17 protein-coding genes and 1 pseudogene are annotated in these 23,265 nt (G+C 67.1%); 11 read left to right on the top strand and 7 right to left on the bottom strand.

Going from position 1 to position 23,265, the window contains the following annotated elements; all coding sequences use genetic code 11:
• The first annotated feature begins 5 nt into the window (after positions 1-5).
• Positions 6-746 (top strand): BamA/TamA family outer membrane protein, encoded by a 741-nt coding sequence (locus ACESNG_RS22000; RefSeq protein ID WP_373065048.1) that lies wholly within the window; start codon positions 6-8, stop codon positions 744-746.
• Positions 646-3,666 (top strand): helix-turn-helix transcriptional regulator, encoded by a 3,021-nt coding sequence (locus ACESNG_RS21995; RefSeq protein WP_373070875.1) that lies wholly within the window; start codon positions 646-648, stop codon positions 3,664-3,666. The genes ACESNG_RS22000 and ACESNG_RS21995 overlap by 101 nt, the downstream gene beginning before the upstream one ends.
• 34 nt (positions 3,667-3,700) lie before the next feature.
• On the opposite strand, the gene ACESNG_RS21990 is transcribed toward ACESNG_RS21995, so the two are convergent.
• The 4 genes from ACESNG_RS21990 to ACESNG_RS21975 all read right to left on the bottom strand — a co-directional run bounded on the left by ACESNG_RS21990 (position 3,701) and on the right by ACESNG_RS21975 (position 7,522).
• The gene (locus ACESNG_RS21990; RefSeq protein ID WP_373070873.1) at positions 3,701-5,440 is read right to left on the bottom strand and encodes a gamma-glutamyltransferase family protein; all 1,740 of its coding nucleotides are present in this window, start codon (positions 5,438-5,440) and stop codon (positions 3,701-3,703) included.
• 104 nt (positions 5,441-5,544) lie between these two features.
• Positions 5,545-6,138, bottom strand: coding sequence for a CoA pyrophosphatase (locus tag ACESNG_RS21985; RefSeq protein WP_373065052.1), 594 nt, complete (start codon positions 6,136-6,138; stop codon positions 5,545-5,547).
• A 23-nt stretch (positions 6,139-6,161) separates the two neighbouring features.
• A complete protein-coding gene (locus ACESNG_RS21980; protein ID WP_373065054.1) occupies positions 6,162-6,518 on the bottom strand; it encodes a rhodanese-like domain-containing protein in 357 nt (118 codons plus the stop codon).
• Positions 6,515-7,522 carry an LD-carboxypeptidase gene (locus ACESNG_RS21975; protein ID WP_373070871.1) on the bottom strand — a complete coding sequence of 336 codons (1,008 nt, stop codon included), beginning with the start codon at positions 7,520-7,522 and terminating at the stop codon, positions 6,515-6,517. The genes ACESNG_RS21980 and ACESNG_RS21975 overlap by 4 nt, the downstream gene beginning before the upstream one ends.
• A 134-nt stretch (positions 7,523-7,656) precedes the next feature.
• On the opposite strand from ACESNG_RS21975, the gene ACESNG_RS21970 reads away from it, so the two are divergent.
• Positions 7,657-8,850: a glycosyltransferase family 2 protein gene (locus ACESNG_RS21970; RefSeq protein ID WP_373065058.1), complete on the top strand. Its 1,194-nt coding sequence runs from the start codon at positions 7,657-7,659 to the stop codon at positions 8,848-8,850.
• 25 nt (positions 8,851-8,875) lie between these two features.
• Here the strand turns inward: ACESNG_RS21970 and ACESNG_RS21965 are convergent, their stop codons facing one another.
• Both ACESNG_RS21965 and chrA read right to left on the bottom strand, forming a co-directional pair.
• Complete coding sequence (locus ACESNG_RS21965; protein WP_373065060.1) at positions 8,876-9,721, bottom strand: D-amino acid aminotransferase; 846 nt, start codon at positions 9,719-9,721, stop codon at positions 8,876-8,878.
• Positions 9,722-9,760: 39 nt separating this feature from the next.
• Positions 9,761-10,966 (bottom strand): chromate efflux transporter, encoded by a 1,206-nt coding sequence (chrA, locus tag ACESNG_RS21960; protein ID WP_373070869.1) that lies wholly within the window; start codon positions 10,964-10,966, stop codon positions 9,761-9,763.
• A gap of 92 nt (positions 10,967-11,058) precedes the next feature.
• Between chrA and ACESNG_RS21955 the strand changes: the two genes are divergently transcribed.
• The 7 genes from ACESNG_RS21955 to ACESNG_RS21925 all read left to right on the top strand — a co-directional run bounded on the left by ACESNG_RS21955 (position 11,059) and on the right by ACESNG_RS21925 (position 20,826).
• Complete coding sequence (locus ACESNG_RS21955; RefSeq protein WP_373059631.1) at positions 11,059-14,373, top strand: Eco57I restriction-modification methylase domain-containing protein; 3,315 nt, start codon at positions 11,059-11,061, stop codon at positions 14,371-14,373.
• Positions 14,370-16,814, top strand: a complete 2,445-nt coding sequence (locus ACESNG_RS21950) for a helicase-related protein (protein WP_373059629.1) — start codon at positions 14,370-14,372, stop codon at positions 16,812-16,814. Before ACESNG_RS21955 ends, ACESNG_RS21950 begins: the two co-directional genes overlap by 4 nt.
• Positions 16,772-17,422 carry an HAD family hydrolase gene (locus ACESNG_RS21945; RefSeq protein WP_373059627.1) on the top strand — a complete coding sequence of 217 codons (651 nt, stop codon included), beginning with the start codon at positions 16,772-16,774 and terminating at the stop codon, positions 17,420-17,422. The genes ACESNG_RS21950 and ACESNG_RS21945 overlap by 43 nt, the downstream gene beginning before the upstream one ends.
• Before the next feature lie 80 nt (positions 17,423-17,502).
• On the top strand, positions 17,503-18,132 hold the full coding sequence (locus ACESNG_RS21940) for an RNA polymerase sigma factor (RefSeq protein ID WP_373059625.1): 630 nt from the start codon (positions 17,503-17,505) through the stop codon (positions 18,130-18,132).
• Positions 18,129-18,986, top strand: a complete 858-nt coding sequence (locus tag ACESNG_RS21935) for a hypothetical protein (RefSeq protein ID WP_373070867.1) — start codon at positions 18,129-18,131, stop codon at positions 18,984-18,986. The genes ACESNG_RS21940 and ACESNG_RS21935 overlap by 4 nt, the downstream gene beginning before the upstream one ends.
• Before the next feature lie 29 nt (positions 18,987-19,015).
• The gene (locus ACESNG_RS21930; RefSeq protein ID WP_373059617.1) at positions 19,016-19,942 is read left to right on the top strand and encodes a DUF4097 domain-containing protein; all 927 of its coding nucleotides are present in this window, start codon (positions 19,016-19,018) and stop codon (positions 19,940-19,942) included.
• Positions 19,939-20,826: a DUF4097 domain-containing protein gene (locus tag ACESNG_RS21925; RefSeq protein ID WP_373070865.1), complete on the top strand. Its 888-nt coding sequence runs from the start codon at positions 19,939-19,941 to the stop codon at positions 20,824-20,826. Before ACESNG_RS21930 ends, ACESNG_RS21925 begins: the two co-directional genes overlap by 4 nt.
• 797 nt (positions 20,827-21,623) lie before the next feature.
• Here the strand turns inward: ACESNG_RS21925 and ACESNG_RS21920 are convergent.
• Complete coding sequence (locus ACESNG_RS21920) at positions 21,624-21,908, bottom strand: 4a-hydroxytetrahydrobiopterin dehydratase (RefSeq protein ID WP_373059613.1); 285 nt, start codon at positions 21,906-21,908, stop codon at positions 21,624-21,626.
• A gap of 125 nt (positions 21,909-22,033) precedes the next feature.
• Here ACESNG_RS21920 and ACESNG_RS21915 point away from each other — a divergent pair.
• Positions 22,034-23,265 (top strand): annotated as a pseudogene (locus tag ACESNG_RS21915) (hypothetical protein); the annotation flags it as partial.

Genomic DNA, 23,265 nt, shown 5'->3' with positions numbered 1-23,265 from the left:
GATTCGTGGACCAGTCGATCACCCCCGACACGGTCGGCGTGCTTCGACAGCGTACGCTGACCGGCAGCGACGGCGGACGCCTGGTCGAACCGTCGATCAGCGCGCTGCGCGATTCGCGCGACAATCTGTTCGCGCCGCAGCGTGGCACCTTTGCGCAGCTTACCTACACGCATAACGATGACGCTCTCGGCTCACCCTTTCAGTACGATCGCGTGCGCATTGATGCGCGTCACTACCGCACGCTCACCGGCACGCACGTCGTAGCGGCGCAGCTGCTGTTGCTGGGGGTGAGCGGTGACACGCCGTTCGACCAGCTGGCGCTGGTGGGCGGCGGCGACATCATGCGTGGCTACGCGCGCGGACGCTACCGAGATCAGCGATTGGCGGCCGCGCAGGTCGCGTATCGTTCACCGATCGTCCACCGTCTCGGACTCGTGGCCATCGCGGGAGCCGGTACGATCGGGCGGTCGTGGGACACGCTCACCGATGCGCGACTGCTCCCCACATTTGGCGGCGGCGTCCGACTACAGATCGATCCGCGGCAGCGCACCGCCGTTCGCGTGGACTACGGTCGCGGGTGCGACAATTCGAACGGTCTCTATATCGGCTTCAATCAGGCCTCTAATGCATACAGCACCATCGTTCTTGTTGCCCTTCACGGGCCGCCGTGCGGAGCTCAACATCCTCGAGCGCGCTCTCGCCGACGTGGACGGTGGACGTGCTCAGCTCCTGCTGTTGAGCGGTGACGGCGGCATCGGCAAGACACGCCTCGTACAGGAGGCGGAGGCGGGCGCAGCGACCGGGTGGCAAGTCGCCACTGGACGCGCCTATCCACTGGAAACGGCGAACCCGTACGCCCTGTTCACCGACGCGCTCGAGCCGCTATTCGCCGCGCTCGACCCCAGTGCGCTCACGCGCCTTACCCGTGGCGACAAACGAATTCTTGCGGCGTTGACCCCGCGTCTCCTGTCCGAGACGGACCTTGCCCAGCAGCGTCTCACCGACAACGCGACACTGACGGAGCAACGCCTGCGCCTGCATTTCGGCATTCTGCAGCTGCTCGGTCGGCTCAGTGAGCGGCGGCCGTTGCTGCTCAGCCTCGAAAACCTGAAGTGGGCCGACAGTTCGTCGATCGAGTTGCTGCACTTCGTGAGCCGGCAGCTCAGCAAAGAACGTGTGCTGCTGGTGGCCAGCTGGAACGAATCGGACCGTCCGCTCAGCGAAGAGCTGCGTCTCGCGCTGCGCTCCCTTCGCACGGTGAACCATGTGACCGACCTCCGGCTGACACCATTGTCGCGCGATGACGTAGCTTCATTGCTATCTACGGCGTTTCACGTGGAGCGAGACGCGCTGCGGCCGTTCGCCGCGTTGCTGCAGGATAGCACACGCGGCAACCCATTCTTCGTTGATCAGACCTTGCACGAGCTCGTGTCTCGCGGCGAACTACGGCAGCAGGGTGGCGTGTGGGTGGGCTGGCACGTCGAGCAGCTCGTGCTCCCGCCGTCGATGCGCGAGCTGCTGCTGGAACGGCTTCAACGGCTCAGCGCCAACGCCCGCTTGGTGAGTGATGTGATCGCGGTCATCGGCACCACCGCGCGGCACGACGTGGTGCGCTCGATGAGCGGGCTCTCCGAGGACGCGCTTCGTCTCGCCCTTGGCGAACTGCGCGGTGAGGGGATCGTGACCGAACAGGCCGACGGGAGCGCAATCACATACGACCTCGCGCATCCGATGATGCGGCAGACACTGGTTGCACACGTCGGCCTCGCGCGTGAGCGTGAGCTGCACGCACGCATCGCGGCCGCCATTAAATCGGTCGCCGGTCGCCACGCGGACCGTGAAGCCGAGTCGATCGCAGCCCACTGGCGCCAAGCGGACCCGCAGGTGGAGTCGGCTCGCTCGGTGAAATGGCTCCTTCAAGCTGGTCGTCAGGCACTCGGTCGTCTCGCACGCCGAGAAGCGGCAGTCACGCTGCGGGCCGCGCTCGATTGGATGGACGAGCATTTTCACGAGGACTATACCGCCGACATTCCGATGCTCCTCGACGAGCTGGCGCGCTTGTATCGTCGGCTCGGCGAGTACCACGAAGCGATCGTGATGTGCGCCAGGGCGTCGGCGTTGGCGGAAGCACTCGGCGACACACTGGCAGTGGCCGTGGCGGAACGGCGTCTCGGTCTTGCCCAACAGGGGCTGGGCCGTCGCGAAGACGCCATTCGACACTTCGACGTGGCACTGACGCACGCCAGCGCGAGCCAGCGCAGCAGCGGCAGCGCACACACCGAAGTCCTGTTGGCACGGATCCGGTTGGCCAAGGGCGACTGCCTGCAAGCCCTCGGCCTTCCCGAGGAGGCCAAGCGGGAGATCACGCGGGCCGTGGAGATCGCCGAACGACTCGGCCAGATTCCGTTGCTGGCGCGCGCGCACCGTATGCTGCTGATGGTCCATCTTTGGTCCGGGCCGGCGCACCGCGCGTGGGCGCACGCACGCAGCGCGGTCGAGCTGGCCGAACAGAGCGGCGAACGCAACCTGGCGTGGTCGGCCCACTGGTCCGCGGCCGTACTCGCGGCGCTGACCGCCCACACCGGCGCTCTCGAGGCGCATCTGAAGGAAGCGACGCGACTCGCGGCCGAGCTCAATTCGCCGCTGCTCGAACTGCGCACAATGGAGATCGTAATCGAGTATCGCGCCGGCACGGGCGAGTGGGATCGCGCGATCATGGACGGCGAACGCGCCCTCGCAATGGGGCGTGCGCTCGATCAGACCACGCTGCTGGCGCGACTGCTCTACTGGGTCAGCGGCGTATATCTGCAGCGTGGTGATTTGGCGACCGCAAAGCGGCTTACCGATGAAGCGTGGGAGGTTTCTGGAGCAGGACATCTCGACCTCGAACGCCCGTTCGAAGTGCACGGTGTGCTTCCAGCGTGCATGGCGCGCACCGCGTATCTCACTGCCGTCGGCGAGCACGCGCAGGCGCTCGCGCTCGGGCAGACCGCTATCACGATCGCCGATCGCACGGGGTACATCGCCTGGGCGGTGTATCGTCTGTTACCCTCGTTGGCCGAGGCGGCGCTGGCCGTGGAAGACGGTACGACGTTGAGCGCGGTGCGACGTCGCCTGGAGCACGACGCCACACATCTGGCGCATCCGATCGGCGCAGCGTGGGTGCTGGTGATCGACGGTGCCGAGGCGCTCCGTGAAGAGCGGACGGCCGACGCGATCCTGCTGCTGCAACGCGCCGTCGCCACGCTGGAAGCGGTGCCTTATCCGTTTGACGCGGCGCGCACGCGATTGCGACTGGCGCGTGCGCTGCAGCAGTCAGGCGCGCTTACCGAGGCCAAACACGAGGCGCGCGAGGCACTGCAGATGCTCGAGCGCCTCGGCGCGCGACCCGCGGCGGAAGAAGCGCGCACCGTGTTGCGATCGCTGGGCGGCAAAGTGGCCGGCGACCAGCACAACTCACCACTGGCCATGCTCACGCCACGTGAGTGCGACATCGTGCGACTGGTCGCACAACGCCTGAGCAACAAGGAGATCGGCGCCCGGCTCGGCATTACTGCGCGAACCGCGGGAACGCACCTCGCGAATATCTTCGACAAGCTCGACGTACGCGACCGCACGGCACTGGGCGATCTCGCGCGCGAGCAGGGCCTGCACCGGGCCACGTAGCGCACGCGGACCGGACTCGTAACGTACCGGTGTGTTACCAGCCCGCTGCGGTGCCGTCGCGCCGCGGGTCGGCGACACCGATCCGCTTGCCGTCTTTGCGCACGAACACGGCATGCACACCGCCGAAACTGATATCGCGCACACGGCTGGCCGGGGCGTAACCGCGCGTGACAAGCGCCTGGTACACGCTCGTCGCGAAGCCAGGCTCCACTTCGACTTCCTTCACGTTGTCGCTGGCGTGAATGCGCGGCGCCGACAGCGCAATGGCGGGATCTTCACCGAAGGCGAGCATACGAATCGTGACCTGCGTGATCGCCGGCTGGATGTACTGCGAACCGGCGGCGCCGACCACGAGACGCACCTTGTCACCGCCGAGAATCAGCGTCGGAGACATCGTAGAATTCGCGTAGCGGTTCGTGCCGCGCGTCTTCGCGTCGAAGTTGCTGCCGGCCGAATTCAGGAAGAAACCGTCCGTGTACACACCGGAGCCGAACAGCACGCCAACGGTGGTCGTAGCCGACACTGCGCTCCCGTCGCCATCAACCACGGCCAGATGCGACGTAAAGCTCTCTCCCTCTTCAACGGTGGTGGTGTCACGCATCGCGCTCCCGATACTGCCTGTGCGCAGCGCAGTCGCGGTCGGATACGGATTGAACCGGCCGCAGTTGCTTGGCGACGCGAGCGTGTCGAACGCCCAGGGATTGCCGGCAATGGCTGTGTCGGGAAGTGCACCGCCCACCAGTCCCGCACGCTGTCGCGCGAAGTCGGGATGCACAACGCCATGCGCCGGAACGCGCTGTACGGCCGGGTCGCCGCGGTATGCGCCCGCGTCGGCGTCACCGATGCGCATGATGTCGGCGAGCTTCGCAACGGCCGCGCCATTTTCGGTGAACGAGCCGGCATCGGCGACGCCGGCGGCGTCAGCCATCTGCAGCATCTCGAGCACCGACGCACCACCCATTGGCGGCGGCGCGCCAAGCAGCGTGTAGCCACGCCACATCGTGCACAGCGGGCGCATCGACGTCACGAAGTACGTGTTCATGTCGCGCACGGTGATCAATCCCCCCTGCGCCTTCACCTTCGCCGACAGCCGCTCCGCGATGCCGCCGTTGTAGAACACCGTGGCGCCCTCACTCGCGATGCGCTGCAAGGTGACCGCCAGTTCCGGCTGAATAAGTCGATCGCCAGGCCGCAGCGCCTCGCCACGCGGCATGAACCGGGCGGCCGCCAACGAATCGGCCATCAACTTGTCGCGCGACGTCACGATCGTGCGCGCCAGTAAGGGCGACACCACGAAGCCGTCGCGCGCCAGCGCAATGGCCGGCGCCATGACCTGCGCACGCGTGAGCTTACCCCACTTGGAGTGCGCTTCGAGCACGCCTGCCACCATTCCGGGCGTTGCCGCGGCGCGCCCCGCACGACGGCCGCGCGAGCTGTCGGCGCGCGCCCATTCAGCGTCTTCGCCGGCCCGCGGATAGAACGACAGATGCTCGACCGTCCTGGTCTTCGCGTTGAAGAAGGTCATCGCGCCACCACCGCCGAGTCCCGTCTGCGATACATCGGTGACGGCGAGAGCAAACGCCGTGGCCGCGAACGCGTCGATGGCATTGCCGCCCTGCGCCAGGATCGCCGCGCCGGCCGAGGCAGCATCGGGGTGCGACGCGGCCACCATGCCGCGGTCGCTTTCCACGCGCTTCCCCGACATCGGCGCCACGGCGATAGCCGCGGGCCGCTGGCAGCTGGTGACGACCGTAGCAACTATGAAAACCGCCATGGAGGCAGCAGTACGAGCGGAGCGGTGAAGCGCGAAACAGGTCGGCAACGTGATGCCCTCGGGGTAAGGTACGGGTGGATCGACTGCGGCAAGTGCGAGGCGAACTACGGACTGACCAGCGCGAGCAGCTGGCGCACGATGCGTTCCGTGAGCCCCCACACGATGTGCTGCTCCACGCGAAACGCTGGAAAGCTGGCGCGAATGCCGTTCATCTCGACCTCGTACCTGGCCCTCGAGCTCTCATGCTGCAAACGGGCGAGCGGTACCCAGAACGTCGCGGCCACTTCTTCGCTGGGCATGAACATCACATCCGGCTCCACGATCGCCACGAACGGCCGGATGATGATCGGCGGCAACGAGCGATTGTGCGGCGCGAGATCATCGAGGCGCCCGAGCATGCGTCCCTGCGTGAGATCGAGGGCGAGTTCTTCCTGTGTTTCGCGCACGGCGGTGACTTCGAGTGAAGCGTCACCGGGCTCGAGACGGCCACCGGGGAACGCCATATGACCGCTCCACGGATCGCGCTCCAACTCTGCCCGCTTGATGAACAACAGCTCCGGCGCTCCGTCAACCACGCGTAATACGGCCGACACCGCCGCGAGCCGCGACTCGGCGGCCGGCGACGCATCGACGGGCACGCGACTGGCCAGACGTCTCGCCAGTCGCGACACGTCGGCGTGCTGCAGTGCCAGCTGCAAGAGACGGTCGCGCGCGGACTCGCTCAGTCGGCCACCGCGCCACCCGAGGCGATCCAGTCGCGAAATCCACCCGCCATCGACGCGACGTTCGGGTAGCCCATGTCCAGCAACGTGCGCGCGGAGAGCGCGGAGCGATTGCCACTGGCGCACATCAGCACAACGTGCGCCTCGCGCGGCACGCGCGATTCGATCTGACTTTCGAGCACGCCACGGCCGATGTACTGCGCCGGTGCGGCGTGTCCGAGATTCCACTCGTTCTGCTCGCGGACGTCGATGAGCACGAGCGGCGCTCCGGCGGCAAGACGGTCCTGCACTTCACGCGCCGTGACTTCTGTGATGCTCGCTTTCGCTTCGGCGATCAGTTGCTGTGCGGTCTTCATATGCGTGCTCTCTGGTGGGTCTGGTGAAATTGCGACATGGAGACGGTGGAGACCGACAATGTGCGTGCGTCGGCATCCAACGTGGCGCTCGCGCCGAACGGTACCGTCCACTGGTCAGAAATATGCCCGAAGGGAAGGCCCTGCAGCGTTGGTACATGTAACGCGTCAGCGAGCTCGGTCACGATCGCCTCGATCGTCCTGGTGCCGTCGTCGGTGGTGTCGGGACAATCGGTGAACTGGCCGAACGCCACACCCGCGCAACCCTCGAACGCACCGGCGAGCCGAAGCTGCGTAAGCATGCGATCAATGCGGTAGGTGGCTTCACCGATATCTTCGAGCACTACGATCGCGTCGTGGAAGTCCACGGCCCACGGCGTCCCGCAGAGCGAGGACACGAGCGCCAGATTGCCCCCGACCAGCCGGCCCGTGGCGCGGCCGCCGCGCACTACACGTGCCTCGGGTGCGGCGCCGCAGCTGTCAGTGCCGTGCTGCAGGGCACGCACGAGGGAGTCGCGCGAAAAGTCGGAAAGCGGGGCTCGTGCCGTGGGTCCGTGGTAGCTCACGAGCCCGGCCTGCTGCCAGGCGGCGTGCAACGCCGTGATGTCGGAATAGCCGATCAATGCCTTCGGGTAGCGCTGCAGCAACTCGACCGAGAGCCGAGGCAGCAGGCGTGCGGCGCCGTAGCCGCCCCGTAGACACCAGATGCCATCTATCGTATCGTCATGCAACGCCGCGAGGAGGTCGTCGCCACGTTGCGCGTCATCCCCCGCGAAGTAGCCGGTGCGTCGCAGCGCGTGCTGGCCGACCTGCACCTTCCATCCCAGGGACTCGGCCGTCGCGACGGCGAGCTCCAGCTCATGGGGCCCCTGCAACGGTCCAGAGGGCGAGATCATGGCGAGGCGGGCGCCGACGGTGAGCAGTGGCGGCACGCGGAGGGAGCGCGGGTGATGCGCACCCCGAGCATCATCCTCGGGAAGATCGAAAGTACCGGCGGCCGCGACCATGTCGGAACGTACCGGTCCTGACTCGGAGGAGCAACGGAACCGCGCCGCCTCGTCACGATGCGCGCGGTGCGCTGCCGAACAGCGAGGTGAACTGTCAGGTTACAGGGATCATGTTGAGCAATTTCTCCGGATTGATGCCAATTTCGCTGCTAGGCGCCGCCGTTGCCGCGCTGTCCGCGACACCGTGGGTGGCCGCGCCGATGGTTCTGGCCGGTAGACTACGCACGACGCCCAGCCTCGACGACATCGAGGTGGTGGTAACGACTGCAGCGCCGATACCGCGCGTCAGCATCGTGCTTCCCGCTCGGAACGAGGCGGCGCACATCACCGCGTGCATTCGGAGCATCCGAGCGTCAACGTGGCCCGACCTCGAGCTCATCGTCGTGGACGATCATTCCACAGATGGGACCGGCGAGCTGGCGCGCGCCGCGGCCGCCGGTGACGCGCGGGTCAAGATCGTGGACGCGCCGGAGCTGCCCGCAGGCTGGTTCGGGAAACAGTGGGCCTGTCAGTCGGGTGCGTCCCACGCCACGGGATCGTTGCTGCTGTTCACCGACGCCGACACCCGGCACGCACCTGACCTGGTGGGGCGCATGGTTCGCATGCGCGAGCGGCGGGGCGCCGAGCTATTGTCGGTGGCCGGACACCAGGCGATGGGCACGGTTTGGGAGCGTGCCGTGCAGCCCTCGGTATTTACGCTGATTCTCACCCGTTACGGCGGAGCGGAGGCGATGGAGCGGGCCACGAATCCGCGCGACGTGGTGGCCAACGGTCAGTGCTTCATGCTGTCGCGGCGTGTGTACGACGCCATCGGTGGTCACGAGCCCGTGCGGGGCTTCGTGGCGGAGGATGTGATGATGGCGCAGACGATTCAGGCGCGGGGCGATCGCGTGTCGCTGGCGCTTGGCATCAACCAGCTCAGCACACGGATGTACGATGGCTTGGGCAGCCTGATGAAAGGCTGGGGCAAGAACATGTATGCCGGTGGACGCCACGCGATGTGGTGGGGGGCGAAGGGCCAGTGGCTCTATCCGTTCCTTCTGCTATCGTTTCCACTGGGCCTGCTGATGCCGTTCGCGACGCTGATGTGGTGTGCTGTGGCCCTGGCCACGGGCGGCGCGATAGGCGCCGGATTGCTTTTCTGGAGCCTCGCCACCAGTGCGGCGGTGCTGGCCTCGTTCGCCGCCGCGAACCGGATCAATGGCGACCCGATGCGCCGCGCGCTGCTGGCCCCGCTGGGCGGTGCGATCGTGCTGGCGATCTGCATCGCGGCGATTGCGCGCGGCAACAACGTGCAATGGAAAGACCGCGGGTACGTCGCGCAGTAGTTCGCGCAGTAGCTCGCGCTGCGGGTCAGCGCGTGAGCTGTCCGGCGCGCTCGAGATAGGCGGCGCGCAACCGCACGGTGACCGGGCCCGGCGCCCCACCACTCACGTGATCATCGTCGATCGTCGTGACCGGCAGGATGAAGCTCGTCGCGCTGCTCATGAAGCACTCACCGGCCGCTTTCGCCTGCGTCACGGTGAACGCGCGTTCACGCACCGGGACACCGGCCGCGTGCGCGAGTTCGAGCACGACGTCGCGCGTGATGCCGGCCAGGATATCGTTCGCGAGCGGACGCGTCTGCACGACGCCATCGTTCACGATCCACAGGTTGCTGGAACCGCCTTCGGTCACGAGGCCATCTTCGTGCATCATCGCTTCGAACGCCCCGCTGGCACGCGCCGACTGCTTGGCGAGTACCTGCGCGAGCATGCTGGTACTCTTGATGTCACACCGCATCCAGCGCATATCAGGCACCGAAAGCAACCGGACGCCTGACGCGTTCGGATCCGCCTGTAGCAACTTCGGGCGGGCGTACGCGAACATCGTGGGCGTCGCGTTCACCGGGAACGGGAAATCGCGTTCAGCCACGCCACGCGTGACCTGCAAATACACCAGTCCTTCGCTGACGCCGTTCTGCGTGGCCAGCTGCTGCATGACCCCGAGCCACGTCGCGGTCGACTGTGTGTGGGGAATACCGATGGCCGCGAGTGAGCGCGCCAATCGCATCAGATGCCGGTCGGCATCGAGTAGTCGCCCGTTCAACACCGCCGCGACTTCGTAGACACCGTCGCCGAACAGCAGGCCGCGGTCGAAGATGGACACCGACGCGTCCTGTTCCGCGACAAAGGATCCGTTGAGCCAGCAGACGGGCATGGGAAGTCGTGCGATGAGGAGAAAAAGAAACGCGAGTACTCAGACGAGCGTGCGCAGCAGACCGAGGCATCCGCCGACCAGCAGTACCCACCCACTGCCGACGCGCGTGAACACGAGCACGGCCGCGGCTACGCCCAAGATAGCCACTGCGGCCGGATCAGGCGCGATCTGGCGCGCCATGACCAGCACGACCGACGCCATCAGGGCCAGCGACGCCGCATTTACGCCGTCGAGCGCCGACGACCACCGCCGAGAACCGCGCAGCCGCGCGACGTATGGTGCGGTGAGGGCGACACCGGCGAACGCCGGAAGAAAGATGCCGGCGGTCGCGGCGGCGGCGCCGGCGTGCCCGGCAATCAGATAGCCCACGAATGTGGCGGCGGAGAACACCGGGCCCGGCGTAATCTGTCCCACCGCAATAGCATCGAGGAGCTGCGCATCGGTGAGCGCCGCATGACGCAACACGAACTCGCCACGCAAGAAGGTGAGCAGCACGTAGCCACTGCCGAAGAGCACACTGCCGATCTTCGCGAAGGACAAAAAGACCGACGGCGCACTCATGGCCGCCGCGCCCGCGCCGAACGCGCCGACGGCACCGAACGCGCCGACGGCACCGAACGCGCCGACGGCACCGAACGCGGCGAGCTCACGAGGATCTGCGCCAGAGCCGGTGTCGTCGCGAATCGTGGCGCGCGCGATGATGATCGAGGCGACGATGGCCGCCACCAGCACCGTCATCTCAGAAACGCCCGACAGCACCGCGATCAAGCTGCCCGCCGCCAGTATCGCGGTCCAGCGCGAACGCACCAGACTCGCACGCAGTCGCCAGAGCGCCTGCACGACGACCGCCAGTACGACCGGCTGCAGCCCGGCCAGAATCGCGGACGCCTTCACCCGCGAGCCATTGTGCACGTACAGGATGGCGAGCCCCCACACCAGCAACACGGCAGGCACGATGAAGCAAACGCCCGCGGCGATCAGCCCCGGCCATCCGGCGCGTCGATAACCGATATGGATCGCGAGTTCGGTGGAGTTGGGACCGGGAATCAGGTTTGCCGCGCCGACCAAGTCGACAAATTCGTCGCGGCTGATCCACTGCCGACGGTTCACGATCTCGTCTTCCATCGCGGCGATGTGCGCCGCCGGCCCGCCGAACGCCGTCAGCCCGAGCCGCGCGAACACACGCGCCACCTCGACCCAGGCGCGGGGGTCGGAGCGTGGCGACGAGGCTATCGAAACGGGCATCCCGCAAGGTGCCTCTTCGGCGTGCGCTCCGAAAGCACCGCCCGCGCACTTCGGGTGACACACGTTGCGCCACGCACCCCCACTGTGGCCGCGTGCTCACACTCCGCGCCGCCGCCCAACTGCTCGCACAGGCCGACTCCCGCCTGTTGCTGCGACCGATTGCCCACGCCATGGGCTTCACCGCGACTCCCACCACGCTCTCCGCCGACGGGCGCGATCGCCTGCGCATCGACGCGCTCACCAGCAGCGCCGATCTCGTGCGCGGGCCGGGCACGTTGCGACTGCTCTGCGCCGAACTGGCGCCGCCCACTGATCTCGCCGGTGCCACCGATCCGCGCGAACTCACCAAACGGCTGGCCGCTACCATGCTGCAACAGGCACCGGCGCGACACTGGTGCCTGATCACGCTCGACGCGCGTTTACGCACCCTCTGCATCGCCACCGTCGGCTCGCACAGCAGCGGTCCGCGCGTGGCCGCTCTGCGTATCGATCGTACCCGCGTGGTGGATTCCGATGCCGACACGCTGCGCACCCTCGCCGCCGTGCCGGAGCAGGATGCCCTGCTTCGCCACGCGCGGTTCACCGACATCCTACGGCGCGAAGCGCTCTCGAATCGTTTTTACGGGATCCTCGAGCGCGCCGTCACGACGCTGGCCACCGATATGACCGACCCAGCCGCGAGCGACACGTCACCCGCTGACCGGCGCGAGCTCGCCCTGCTCTGCACCAGCCGCTGCCTCTTTCTCGCGTTTCTGGAAGCGAAGGGCTGGCTCGATCATCGCCTCGACTTTCTCCTGCATCACACCACGGCGCAGCTCGAGCTGGGCGGACAGCTGCACCAGCGACTGTTGCGCCCGCTGTTTTTCGGCACGCTGAACACGCCGCGCTGCGATCGCGCCCCCGCCGCGCGCCGCTTCGGCGCCGTCCCGTTTCTCAACGGCGGCCTGTTCTCCCCGACGCCGCTCGAGAAGCGGCACCGCACCCTGCGATTCAGCGACGATGCCATCGCCCACCTCGTTGGTGCGGTCCTCGACCGGCACCGCTTCACCGCCCACGAAGACTCCGCCAGCTGGTCGGAAGCGGCGGTCGATCCGGAAATGTTGGGACGCGCCTTCGAATCGCTCATGGCCACCGACGAGCGCCGACGCTCGGGCTCGTATTACACACCGCCGGCACTGGTCGATCAGGTCGTCCGTGACGCCCTCTTCTCCGCCCTCCCTGACCTGCCTCCCGATGCCCTCGACGACACCGCCGCGCCGCTCGTACTCACCCCCGCCACCACCGACGCGCTGCACGGTCTGCGCATGCTCGATCCGGCCTGCGGATCGGGCGCGTTCCTGGTGCACACGCTCGAACGCCTCGGCACCGTGCACCGACGCACGCAATTGGTCGCCGCATCGCGACTCGCTGCATCGTCGGTCGCCGACGCGCATCGCATCCGACGACAGCTCCTCACGCACTGCATCTTCGGCGTTGATCGCAATCCGGTCGCCGTCTGGCTCTGCGAACTGCGGCTGTGGTTGTCGGTGGTCATCGAATGCACCGAAACCGACATCACCCGCGTGCCACCACTGCCCAATCTGGATCACCACATCCGCGTGGGCGATTCCCTCGCCGGCGGCAACTTTCGATTCGCGCCGCCCAGCGCCCGCACGCTGACCGCGCTGCGCGAGCGCTACACACGCGCCACCGGCCCGCGCAAACAGTCCATCGCCCTCGCCCTGCAGCGTGAAGAACGGCAACGCGCGATGGCCGAACTCTCCACGCAACGCGATGCCCTCCGCGCTGATCGCGCTGCGCTGCTCAGCACAATCCGGGCGCGCGATCTCTTCGGTCAGCGACGGGCACCTGGTCGCGCCGACCATCTCAAGCTCGACGCGCTGCGCGCACAGTGTCGCGAGCTCTCCGCTGCCCGAGCCAAACTCGCCGACGGTGGCGCGCTGCCGTTCCGCTTCGTCACCTATTTCGCCGACGTGGCCGCCACCGGTGGCTTCAACGTATTGATCGGCAATCCGCCTTGGGTGCGTCCGCACGCCCTCGCGCCACGCGAGCGTGAACAGTTGCGTCGGGAATTTCGCAGCATGCGCGCCGCCACCTGGCACGCCGGAGCCGCCCGCGCCGGCGCCGGTGTAGGCTTCGCCTCGCAACCGGATCTCTCGGTCGCCTTCATCGAACGCAGCCTCGAACTGCTTGCGCCCGGCGGCACGCTCGCCCTGCTCGTGCCCGCCAAGCTATGGCGCACGCTCTCGGGCGGCGGTATTCGCCGCACGATCGCCCAGTACGCCACGGTCCACACGATCCGCGACTGGAGTGACGCCCCCGCGCTGTTCGACGCCGCCACCTATCCGTCGCTGCTGGTCGCACGCAAACACGCCTCGGCGCAGACACCGACGCACTCGTCTCTCCCCACACCGACCCTCGCTCCCACCGACATCCACGTTACCGTCAGCACCGCACATGGCGAACGACACTTTCCTATCCCCACGTCACGCCTTTCCCTCGATGGCGACGCGGCCGCCCCATGGATCCTGCTCCCGCCACCCGCACACACGGCCTTCGAGCGGCTCCGCACCGCCGGCCCCGCACTCGGCGACTCCCCACTCGGACGCCCCCTACTCGGCGTGAAGTGCGGCTGCAACGCCGCGTTTCTCGTGCACGCGCAAGAACACGACGACGACTCCGCGACCGTGGTCGCCTCGGATAACCCTGCGCCGGGCACCGCGTCCGTGCCACGGTCCGCGATCATCGAACGCCGACTGCTGCGCCCCGCCCTGCGCGGTGAAGGCATCACCGCACGGTCGCCGAAGGTCGGTGCGCCGGTCGCAGGCGACGAGCTGCGCATTTTGTGGACGCACGGTCTGGATGGACTGCCACTCCGTACGCTTCCGCCCGCAACCGCGCGATGGCTCGCGCACTGGCGACCCCGCCTCGAGAGCCGACGCGATGCCCGCCCCCGCATGCCCTGGTGGACGCTGTTTCGCACTGAAGCCGCGCGCGCCGATACCCCGCGCGTGGTCTGGGCCGATATCGGCAAACGACTGCGCACCCGCGTGCTCGATGCCGGCGATCCCACCGTGCCGCTCAACAGCTGCTACGTGATGCGAACCGCGTCCCTCGACGACGCCTACGCCCTCGACGCGCTCCTCAACTCCACCATCGCCGCCGCCTGGCTCGACGTGCTCGCCGAACCCGCGCGCGGTGGCTTTCGGCGATTTCTTGGATGGACCGTAGCCGCCCTTCCCGTTCCCCATGACTGGCTCCGCGCCCGCACCCTGCTCGCGCCGATCGGACAACGACTCGCCAAACACGAGCACGTCCCCATCGATGAACACGATCTCGCGGTCGCCGATGCCTACGACGTTCCGCTTCGCCAACTCACTCCATTGCTCGACTGGTACACGCCATGACGTGGTCCCCACACGACGCGCGCCACGTGCAGGCTCGGCTCGCCACCGCCATCATCGCACCGCCGCCGCCCGCCGAACTCGGTGATATCACGCTGCTCCCTCACCAGCGTGACGCCGTGGCCCGCATTCATACAGCGATGCGAAGACATCACGGCGCCCTCCTCGCGGACGACGTGGGACTTGGAAAAACGTATACCGCGCTCGCCGTTGCCAGTGCATACGAGCAGGTGCACGTCATCGCACCAGCCGCCCTGCAGCCCATGTGGCGTTCCGCAATCACCCACGCGCACCTGCCACACGTACGGCTGCACTCCGTGCACGGATTCTCCCGGCACGACGGCGCGCACAGCACACCGGCTGTCGATGCCGTACAGCCGGGAATGGTGCGCGAGCGAACGCGGCTTCGCACGCTCGTCATCATCGATGAAGCACACTACCTGCGCACGAGACGCACCGCGCGCTATACTGCCATTGCCCGCTTCGTCGCCGGTTGCGATACCCTGTTGCTGTCCGCCACGCCATTGCACAACCGCGCAGATGAATTGCGGAATCTGCTGGCGCTGTTCCTGGGATCACGTGCCGATCTTCTGTCGGACGCGATGCTGGCGCAGGTCGTGATTCGGCGATCGAACACGCCATCGAACATGCAGACGTCCGCGTTGGCTGGAACGCCCGGCCCGAACAGGCCGCGCGTGCAGCAACACCCCCCGCTGCAGATGCCCCACGACCGTACAATGCTCACGCACATTCTGGCGCTGCCCGCACCCCTTCCCGCGCACGATGGTGCCGTAGCCGGTGCGCTGATCCGCCTCGGACTGCTGCGCGCCTGGTGCTCCAGCGATGCGGCACTGGCGCACGCCCTGCGGCAGCGGCGCTTACGTGGAGACGCGCTGCGGCAAGCGCTGCGCGCAGGACGTCATCCCACGCAGTCAGAGCTGCGCAGCTGGCTCGTGGGTGACCACGAAGTGCAGCTCGCCTTTCCTGAACTGATGGCCAAGCAGGAAGTGGATGGCGCCCCACTCATCGAGCGTCTGGACGCACACCTCGAAGCGCTCACCCGACTTGCCGAACACCATGCGCAGACGGCGTGCGGCGACCGCGCGCGCGCAGATGAGCTTCGCGCCCTCCTGCACGCGCATCCCGACACGCCCATCATCGCCTTCTCCCAGTTCACCCAGACCATCGGCGCCCTCCACCGTGCGCTGTCCGACATCGCTGGTGTCGGCCTGCTCTCGAGCAAGCACGCTCGCATCGCCAGTGGGCGCATCAGTCGGAGCGACGTACTCGCTCGCTTCGCGCCGCTCGCGCAGGAACGCCCGCCACCGCCGGCGCACGAAAAGATTCGCCTGTTGCTCGCCACCGATCTCCTCGCCGAAGGCGTGAATCTGCAGGATGCCGGCGTGGTGGTGCACCTCGACCTGCCGTGGACCGACGCGCTGCGCCGGCAACGAGTCGGTCGCTGCGCGCGCATCGGGTCTCCGCACACCGTGGTGCATGTGTACGGCTTTGCGCCGCCCCCCGATGGCGATCGTGCGCTCCGACTGCAGCATCGGCTGGCCAATAAAGCGGCACTCTCGAAACGCTTTGCCGGTGCCGCTCGTGGGGACGATGCATACGAGCCCCGGTGCACGAGGCCGAGACGCGAGAGCGCGGCCGATGCGGCCAGCCGGTTGCACGCGCGACTCCAGCGATGGACTGCGCCCATCGAAACGAGCGGAGCGGGTGAAGCGGACGTCCCGTCCCCCACACTCCTGGTCGGAGCCATGCGGAGTGAGCGAAAAACCGCGTGGATCGCGCTCGTTGAACACGAAGGGCAGTCGCTGTTGCTCTGTGGACGCGTGCATTCCACCGACCGTGTTCGGCGCATCGTGAGCGCGCGCGGGCGGGCACTGCTGCGCGTGGTGACCATCGCTGACACCGCCGGTGCTCACATCGCGGGCGGGAGCGGTGTGCCGTCGCGCACGGCGCTGCAAGCGCCGGTTCGGATGGCGCTCCGCGACATGGGCCGCTGGCACGCTCGTCGCGTGGCGCGCGACGACGCCGGTCCCACCGATCACGCGCTGGCACCACTCGCGCAGCGCGCCGCGAGGCACCTCGCACAACTCGTACAGCAATGCGGGCCGATCGAACGCGTCGCGCTACGGGGAGCGATTGCCGATGCCGAATGGGTCGTCGGGCGCGCGCGCGGATCAGGGGCCGAGGACGCAATGGCGCGGTGGTGCGCGCAGGCGGATGCGATACCACGGAGTTCGCCGCGAGCTTGGATGACCGCGTGGCAGCAGGAACCCGTGCTGGCGAGCGTCGCGCTGGATCTGCCCCCATCCGTAGCCGCTTCGGAATCACCGTTGCCGTGGCGCGTCCGTGCCTTGCTGCTCATCGGACCCGATTACCCTTCAGCATGGCACGACACGCGCTCCTTTTCGACCTCGACGGCACCCTGATCGACTCCATCGAGCTGCTCCTCGAATCCATGCGATTCGCTTTCGAAGGCCGCGACCGCGCGCCGACCACCGAGGAGTGGGTGGCGGGGATTGGCACGCCGCTGCGTACCCAATTGGCCGAGTGGTGTGATGACGCGGTCGAGGTAGAATCGCTGGTGGAGCGTTATCGCGACTATCAGGGCATCCACCTGTCTCGGCTTACCACCGCCTATCCCGGCGTACTCGACACCATCGCGTGGGCGCGGGCCGAGGGGCATGGCATTGCGCTGGTGACCAGCAAGGGACGCGGTATGACGGCACGTTCCCTCGAGCAGGTCGGGCTTGACGGCGCTTTCGACGCCATCGTGACCTTCGAGGAGACCGAGCGCCACAAGCCGCTCCCCGACCCCGTCCTGTTGGCGCTCAGTCGTCTCGATCTGCCGGCCACAGGGGCCGTGTTCGTAGGGGACTCTCCGCATGACATGCACGCCGGGAGGGCCGCCGGGGTGCGCACGGCCGCGGCCCAGTGGGGCCCGTTCAGCCGGGACGAATTGGCCGTAGCGGCACCAGACTACTGGATGAACAGTATTACGCAGTTGCCGGCCATCGTCGCGTCGCTCAGCAGCTGAGCGATCGGTACAAACCCTTCGGCTCGAGCCGTCATCCAATTGTGTGACCTGCTTCCGGAGCCTCTCTGCTCGCCCTGCGTGTGACCAAGCCTGTTTTCGTCTCGCTGCAACCTGCCCTCCCGGCATCATCGCCGAGCGTGCTCGCTGCTGGGATCGATTCAGGTCTGGCCACCAGCGGCATGGCCGAGTCGGGTGGCGGAGCAGACGAGGATGTAACCGCCGCGGCCTCGGGTGACCGGCGCGCGTTCGAGCGACTTTATCGGACACACGTGAACCGCGTCTACGCCATCTGCCTGCGTATGCTGGCCGACCAACAACTGGCCGAGGAAGTCACGCAGGACGTATTCGTGCGGGTGTGGCAGAAGCTTCCGGGCTTTCGTGGCGAGTCGGCGTTCAGCACCTGGCTGCATCGGGTGGCGGTGAACGTCGCGCTGTCTCGCCGTAAGCGGGCTAGCGTTCATGGCGCGAGAGCCGCCGACGACGACATCCTCGACGAGGCACCAGCGCGTGCGGTGTTCGTCGGAGAGCGGCTCGATCTCGATGCAGCGATCGCCGGTCTGCCGGCTGGTGCGCGACGGGTGTTCGTACTGCATGACGTGGAAGGCTTCACGCACGAAGAGATCGGCGAAGCACTCGGCATCACGTCGGGCGGCAGCAAGGCCCAGTTACACCGTGCGCGTATGCTGTTGCGTGCGGCCCTGAACCGGTGATAGAGCGCATGGACTACACGGATATCGTTCCCCCGACCGGCACCTCAGCCGACTGCGCTCGCTTCGACGCGCAGTGCGGCGGGTACATGGCGCGCGAGTTCAAGAGCGCCGAGCAGGCGTGGATGACGGCCCATCAGTCTGAGTGCGCCGCCTGCGCCGCGCTGGTGCGCGAGCTCGAGTCGATTGTTGCGGAGTCGAAGGCATTGCCCGAGATCTCGCCCACCCGCGATCTCTGGAGCGGCATCGAAGCCCGACTCGACACGACCGTGATCCCCATTTCGTCCGCCGCCGGGCGCACGCAGACGCGCACGGCACGTACCGTGTCGCTTCGCACCTTCGCCATCGCCGCCACGATGTTGGTGGCGGTGACGTCGGGTATCACGTGGCGTCTCGCCGCCCGCGGGAACGACCTGGGCCTGCCCGGCGCGTCAGTCCAGATCGTCGCCACTTCGCCGTCGACGACCTCGAGCGCGCCTGCCGCATCGGCATCTCGTTCCACAACGCGACCCGTTGCTCGCGATGTTGCTCGCGATGTTGCTCGCGATGTTGCTCGCGATGTTGCTCGCGATGTTGCTCGCGATGCCGCGCGCGATGTGGCGCGTGACGACACCGATGCCGATATGGTGTATGAACGCGAGATCTCGGCGTTGCGTCGCATCGTGGACGATCGCGTCGTGGAACTCGACAGCGCGACGGTGCGAGAACTGCGCCGCAATCTGGACATCATCGATCGGGCCATTGGCGACAGCCGTAAGGCGCTCGCGCGTGATCCGCGCAATGCCTTGCTGGCTACGCAACTCGATCGTGCACTCGAAACCAAGCTCGCGCTGCTCCGGCGCGTGGCGCTGCTGTAGCGCGGCCCTCTCACGTGTTCACTCTCCCTTTGCGATCCCGCCTCCTGATTCCGCTCGGGGCGCTGCTCATGCTCCCGCTGGCCGGAGCGGCATCGCCGTTGCTGGCGCAGCGTGATTCAAGTTTCGCCGTCGCGCGCAACGCCGTGGTCGACATCACCGTGCGTACCGGTCGTCTGGTGGTGCGCGGTGGCTCAGCCACGACCGGTGCGATCCGTGGACGCACCGGCGACTATCAGCTGCGTACGTCCGGCGTGGGCGTTACGCTCGAAGCATCGGACGACATGCGGTCGACCAGTTCGAGTCGCTCCGGCAGCCGCCGAGACGACGCGACGCTCGAACTCGACCTGCCGCGCAACGTACGCGTGGTCATTTCTACCGCGTCGGCCGATGTCGACGTCTCCGGCATCGATGGTGATGTGGAGATTCGCACCACCAGCGGCGACATCGGCCTCGACGACATCGGCGGACGCCTCACGCTCGAAACGCTCTCCGGCGATATTCGTTTGGGTGGCCGCTCGGGGCCGGCGCGCGTGACCACCATGAGTGGCGACATCACGCTGCGCGGGGTACGCGACGACGTGAATGTGCACACCACCAGCGGCGATGTCATGCTGGGCATGGATCGGGCGGCACGGGTGGAGGCGGAAAGCATCAGCGGCAGCATCACGTTCGATGGCAGTACCACCGACGATGCCCGCCTGCAGCTTACCACGCATTCAGGAGACGTGACGTTGCGACTGCCGGAGAGTGCGCGCGGCAGCATCGATGTCTCCACGTTCAACGGGGAGATGAGTGCCTCCGGGGCTGGGTCGCTCACGCTCATGCCCAGCAGCCTCACGCCGTCACGCAACGACCGCGCCGTGCGCCGCTATGAAATCGGCGGCGGCGGCTCTACCCGCTTCACCATTTCCACCTTCAACGGCGACGTCCGCGTCGTGCGAGGCACCCGCTCATGATCGCACACGTGCGTGCATCACTTTTGCATATGGAGTTTCCGATGCTGTCGTTCCGTTCCTCGACCCGTTCGGCGCTGCGTTCCGCGGCCGCCGCACTGCTGCTCACGGCCACGATCGCAGCGCCCGCTGTGGCGCAGGACCGCGAGCGGGATCGCGATATGCAGCGCGACAACGCGTTCACCTGGTCGGGCACCATCCCGTCGGGGCGGCGCATCCTGATCAAGAACATCAACGGCGCTATCCAGGTGGAACACAGCACCAACGGCCGCGTGGAAGTAAGCGCCGAAAAGCGCTGGCGCCGGGGCAACCCGGAAGACGTGCGCATCGAGCAGAAGAAGATCGGTGACGACGTGCTCGTGTGCGCACTCTTCAGCGAGGGGTCGCGCTGCGACGAGAGTGGCATTCACAGTGATCGTCGGACCACGTGGAACGATCGCAACGATGTTTCGGTGCGCTTCACCGTGCGCGTCCCCGATGGCGTGCGGGTGGATTTGTCGACCGTGAATGGCGGCGTCGAGGTGACCGGCGTGAACAACGAGGTGGATGCGCACACCGTGAACGGCAGCATCACCGCACGCAGCGCCGGCGGTCCCGTGCGCGCCAAAACGGTGAACGGCAGCATCACCGTGTCAATGGGCGCACTCGGCCGCGCCGATGATCTCGACTACGAAACAGTGAACGGCGCGATCACCATCGAACTGCCGTCCAACTTCGGCGCGCAACTTGAACTGGCCACCGTCAACGGACGCGTATCGACCGATTTTCCGATCACGATTTCCGGCACCCTGTCACCACGGCGGTTGCGTGGCACGGTGGGCAACGGCGCCACGCGTATTCGGGCGAGCACGGTGAACGGCAGCGTGACGCTGCGGAAGATCAACTAGCGGGTCGGCATCGGTACCGCGACCACTTCGTGCCCATCGATGCCGCTGAAGTCATCAGGATTACACCTCAAGAGTGCCGAGTTCTGCGCTGATTTTGCGCGATAAAGCCAAGCGGAACATCTCGAAGGTGTCCGGGTCCTGCGTTCGACAGTGCGTTGTGCGAGGGAAGGGGTTTCGCGCGTGGTCACGAGAAAATCCGGCAGGGTTTGACGGAGCGCCTCTGCGTGCTCTGCGCCTCGGCGTGATCCGTTCCATTGCCCCGTGCGGACCGTACGCCGCGCCCGACTCCCGAGGGGCGACGACGCACAGGCCGCGGAACCGAGCACGCAGAGGACGCAGAGGCGCAGAGACCGCCGAGCAACACGCGAAGAACAGGAATCGGCACCCAGCTGACCGAATGGCTCGGAATGGGAGTCGTTTCGCCGAACTCCTTTCCGCGACCGCTCGACGCACTCGATCAGCTCACTGAGCGGTGGTGGGCATCGAACGGCAGAGCCTCAAAGTCCGACTGCGCCTGTTGCAAATGCGCCTGTCGCGCCGCTCGCTCGTCGTCCGACGTGGCGACGAGAGGTCCAACGGTCAGTTCGGCCAACGTGACGCCCGTCCATGGTGACGGTGAGTGTTTCACCGCTGGCCACGCGCTGCAGCACCCGACCGCCGCTATTGCGAAGGTCTCGAACGGTGACGTTGTCCATGTCTTGAGTGTATCACGGGTGAAACACTCAAGCGAACGTCTCAACGCGTAAGACGCGAATGCTGAAGCAGGCGCGGATCGCGCGGTCAGCCACGCGTAGGCTTCACGCCGCTGCCAATTCTTCAATCGCGCGGGCGAGATCGAAATCCTTCGCAGTGATCCCGCCCGCGTCGTGCGTGCTGAGCGAGAAGTGCACCTTGGTGTAGCGAATATCGATGTCGGGGTGGTGCTGCATCGTTTCCGCGATGTCAGCCACCTGCGCAATGAATGCGACGCCCGCAGGGAACGTCGCAAAGTGATAGCTCTTCACGAGCGTGTCGCCCTTGCGCGACCAGCCCGGGAGCGCGCCAAGTCCGCGTTGGATTTCGATGTCAGAAAGAGCAGGCATGTGCTTCTAGACTAGGGTGCGCCGTGGCGGCGGACAATGCCTGCGTATGGACTGGCGAGCCTTTCTCATGGCGTTTTCCCAAATCCGCTCTTTCCGCCACCTCCGGTCTTCGGTATATATTCGGTATGACCGCCGTATCTGCTGCCGCTATCGCCACCATCCTCGCCGAAGCCGACACCACGTCGGCGCTGCCCGACCTCACACTCCTGCGCGATCAAGTGCTGGCGGTGGTCGCCGGTAAACGGCAGGCCAGTGGCCCCTGGAGGACGGGGCTGGCGCGATTGGACCGGGCACTGGGGGGCGGCATCCCACGGGGGCGTGTCACCGAGATCAGCGGACCGTTGGCGGTCGGGAAAACGGCGCTGCTGCGGCAGCTGGTGGCGCAGGTGCTGCACACTGGCGCGTGGGTGGCGTGGATCGACGCCCGGCGCACGCTTGCCCCAGCCCCGTTTGCGGCGCTGGGGGCGCGCTTCGTGGTGATCCGTCCGCCCGATACCAAACGCAGTGCATGGACCGCCGATCTGCTGCTGCGCAGCGGGGTGTTCGCCCTGGTGGTCATCGACGGCGCACCACCGTTGTCGCGCGTGCACGGCGTGCGCTTGGCGCAGCTGGCGCGGGAACGCGATGCCGCGTGCGTGGTGCTCGAGCATCACGACGGCGGCCGTGAAGTGCGACCCAGTCGACTGGCCGGTACCGTGCGCCTGCGCATCGCCGCAATGCCGGTGTCCGCGCCGAGTATGCCGCCATCGATGCGCGTGACATCACGCGTGACCTCGAGCCGACGACGACCACTCCGCTCGCCGGAATCGGTGGCCGAAGAGGCGATCACCGGAGAATCGATTACCGTCGCCGATGCGTCGCGACGGTTCGTAGTGACCGTGGAGAAAGGGGGGAACAGTCAGGATCGCAATCAGTCCATCGAGGTGAGCAGTGCGGTCGTCGTGGCGCGTCGCGTGTGTACGGATTCCGAGATTCCCGATCGGCGCGGGGTGGCGCGAAGCGCGCGTCGTCCCTGGACCGCCCGCGGCAACAGCAGCGACGCCGAACAGCAGCACGCCGAACACCCCGTCACCTGGGGCGGACTCGGCGTCTCTGCCAGCGATCTGTACGGAGTTGACCTTCCCGGACACCCAGCTCGCCTTGCCGCTGGGTTTACCGACCGCGCCATCACCAGCGACCGTCCGTTCCCGCCGCGGGAGCGCAGTGCCAGCGAAAGCGACCAGCGTACCCGCGACTGGACGCGTTCTCGCGGACGCCGCCGCGCCGCCGACCCCAGCTACGGCCGCCGCCCCAAACGCAGCTTTCCCTCCGTCCCCCACCCCGCCGTCCAACCCACAGCCCACGGCCCACGGCCCAC

Source organism: Gemmatimonas sp., from assembly GCF_041689975.1.
Classification (GTDB): Bacteria; Gemmatimonadota; Gemmatimonadetes; order Gemmatimonadales; family Gemmatimonadaceae; genus Gemmatimonas.
Note: the sequence above shows the minus strand (reverse complement) of the source record. Positions and strands in the feature narration are given on the sequence as shown.

Coding starts and splice junctions, on each gene's coding strand:
- ACESNG_RS21990 (WP_373070873.1), bottom strand. CDS start 5,440: ATGGCGGTTTTCATAGTTGCTACGGTCGTCACCAGCTGCCAGCGGCCC.
- ACESNG_RS21980 (WP_373065054.1), bottom strand. CDS start 6,518: ATGAAGACCGCACAGCAACTGATCGCCGAAGCGAAAGCGAGCATCACA.
- ACESNG_RS21975 (WP_373070871.1), bottom strand. CDS start 7,522: ATGGTCGCGGCCGCCGGTACTTTCGATCTTCCCGAGGATGATGCTCGG.
- ACESNG_RS21970 (WP_373065058.1), top strand. CDS start 7,657: ATGCCAATTTCGCTGCTAGGCGCCGCCGTTGCCGCGCTGTCCGCGACA.
- ACESNG_RS21965 (WP_373065060.1), bottom strand. CDS start 9,721: ATGCCCGTCTGCTGGCTCAACGGATCCTTTGTCGCGGAACAGGACGCG.
- chrA (WP_373070869.1), bottom strand. CDS start 10,966: ATGCCCGTTTCGATAGCCTCGTCGCCACGCTCCGACCCCCGCGCCTGG.
- ACESNG_RS21950 (WP_373059629.1), top strand. CDS start 14,370: ATGACGTGGTCCCCACACGACGCGCGCCACGTGCAGGCTCGGCTCGCC.
- ACESNG_RS21945 (WP_373059627.1), top strand. CDS start 16,772: ATGGCACGACACGCGCTCCTTTTCGACCTCGACGGCACCCTGATCGAC.
- ACESNG_RS21925 (WP_373070865.1), top strand. CDS start 19,939: ATGATCGCACACGTGCGTGCATCACTTTTGCATATGGAGTTTCCGATG.
- ACESNG_RS21920 (WP_373059613.1), bottom strand. CDS start 21,908: ATGCCTGCTCTTTCTGACATCGAAATCCAACGCGGACTTGGCGCGCTC.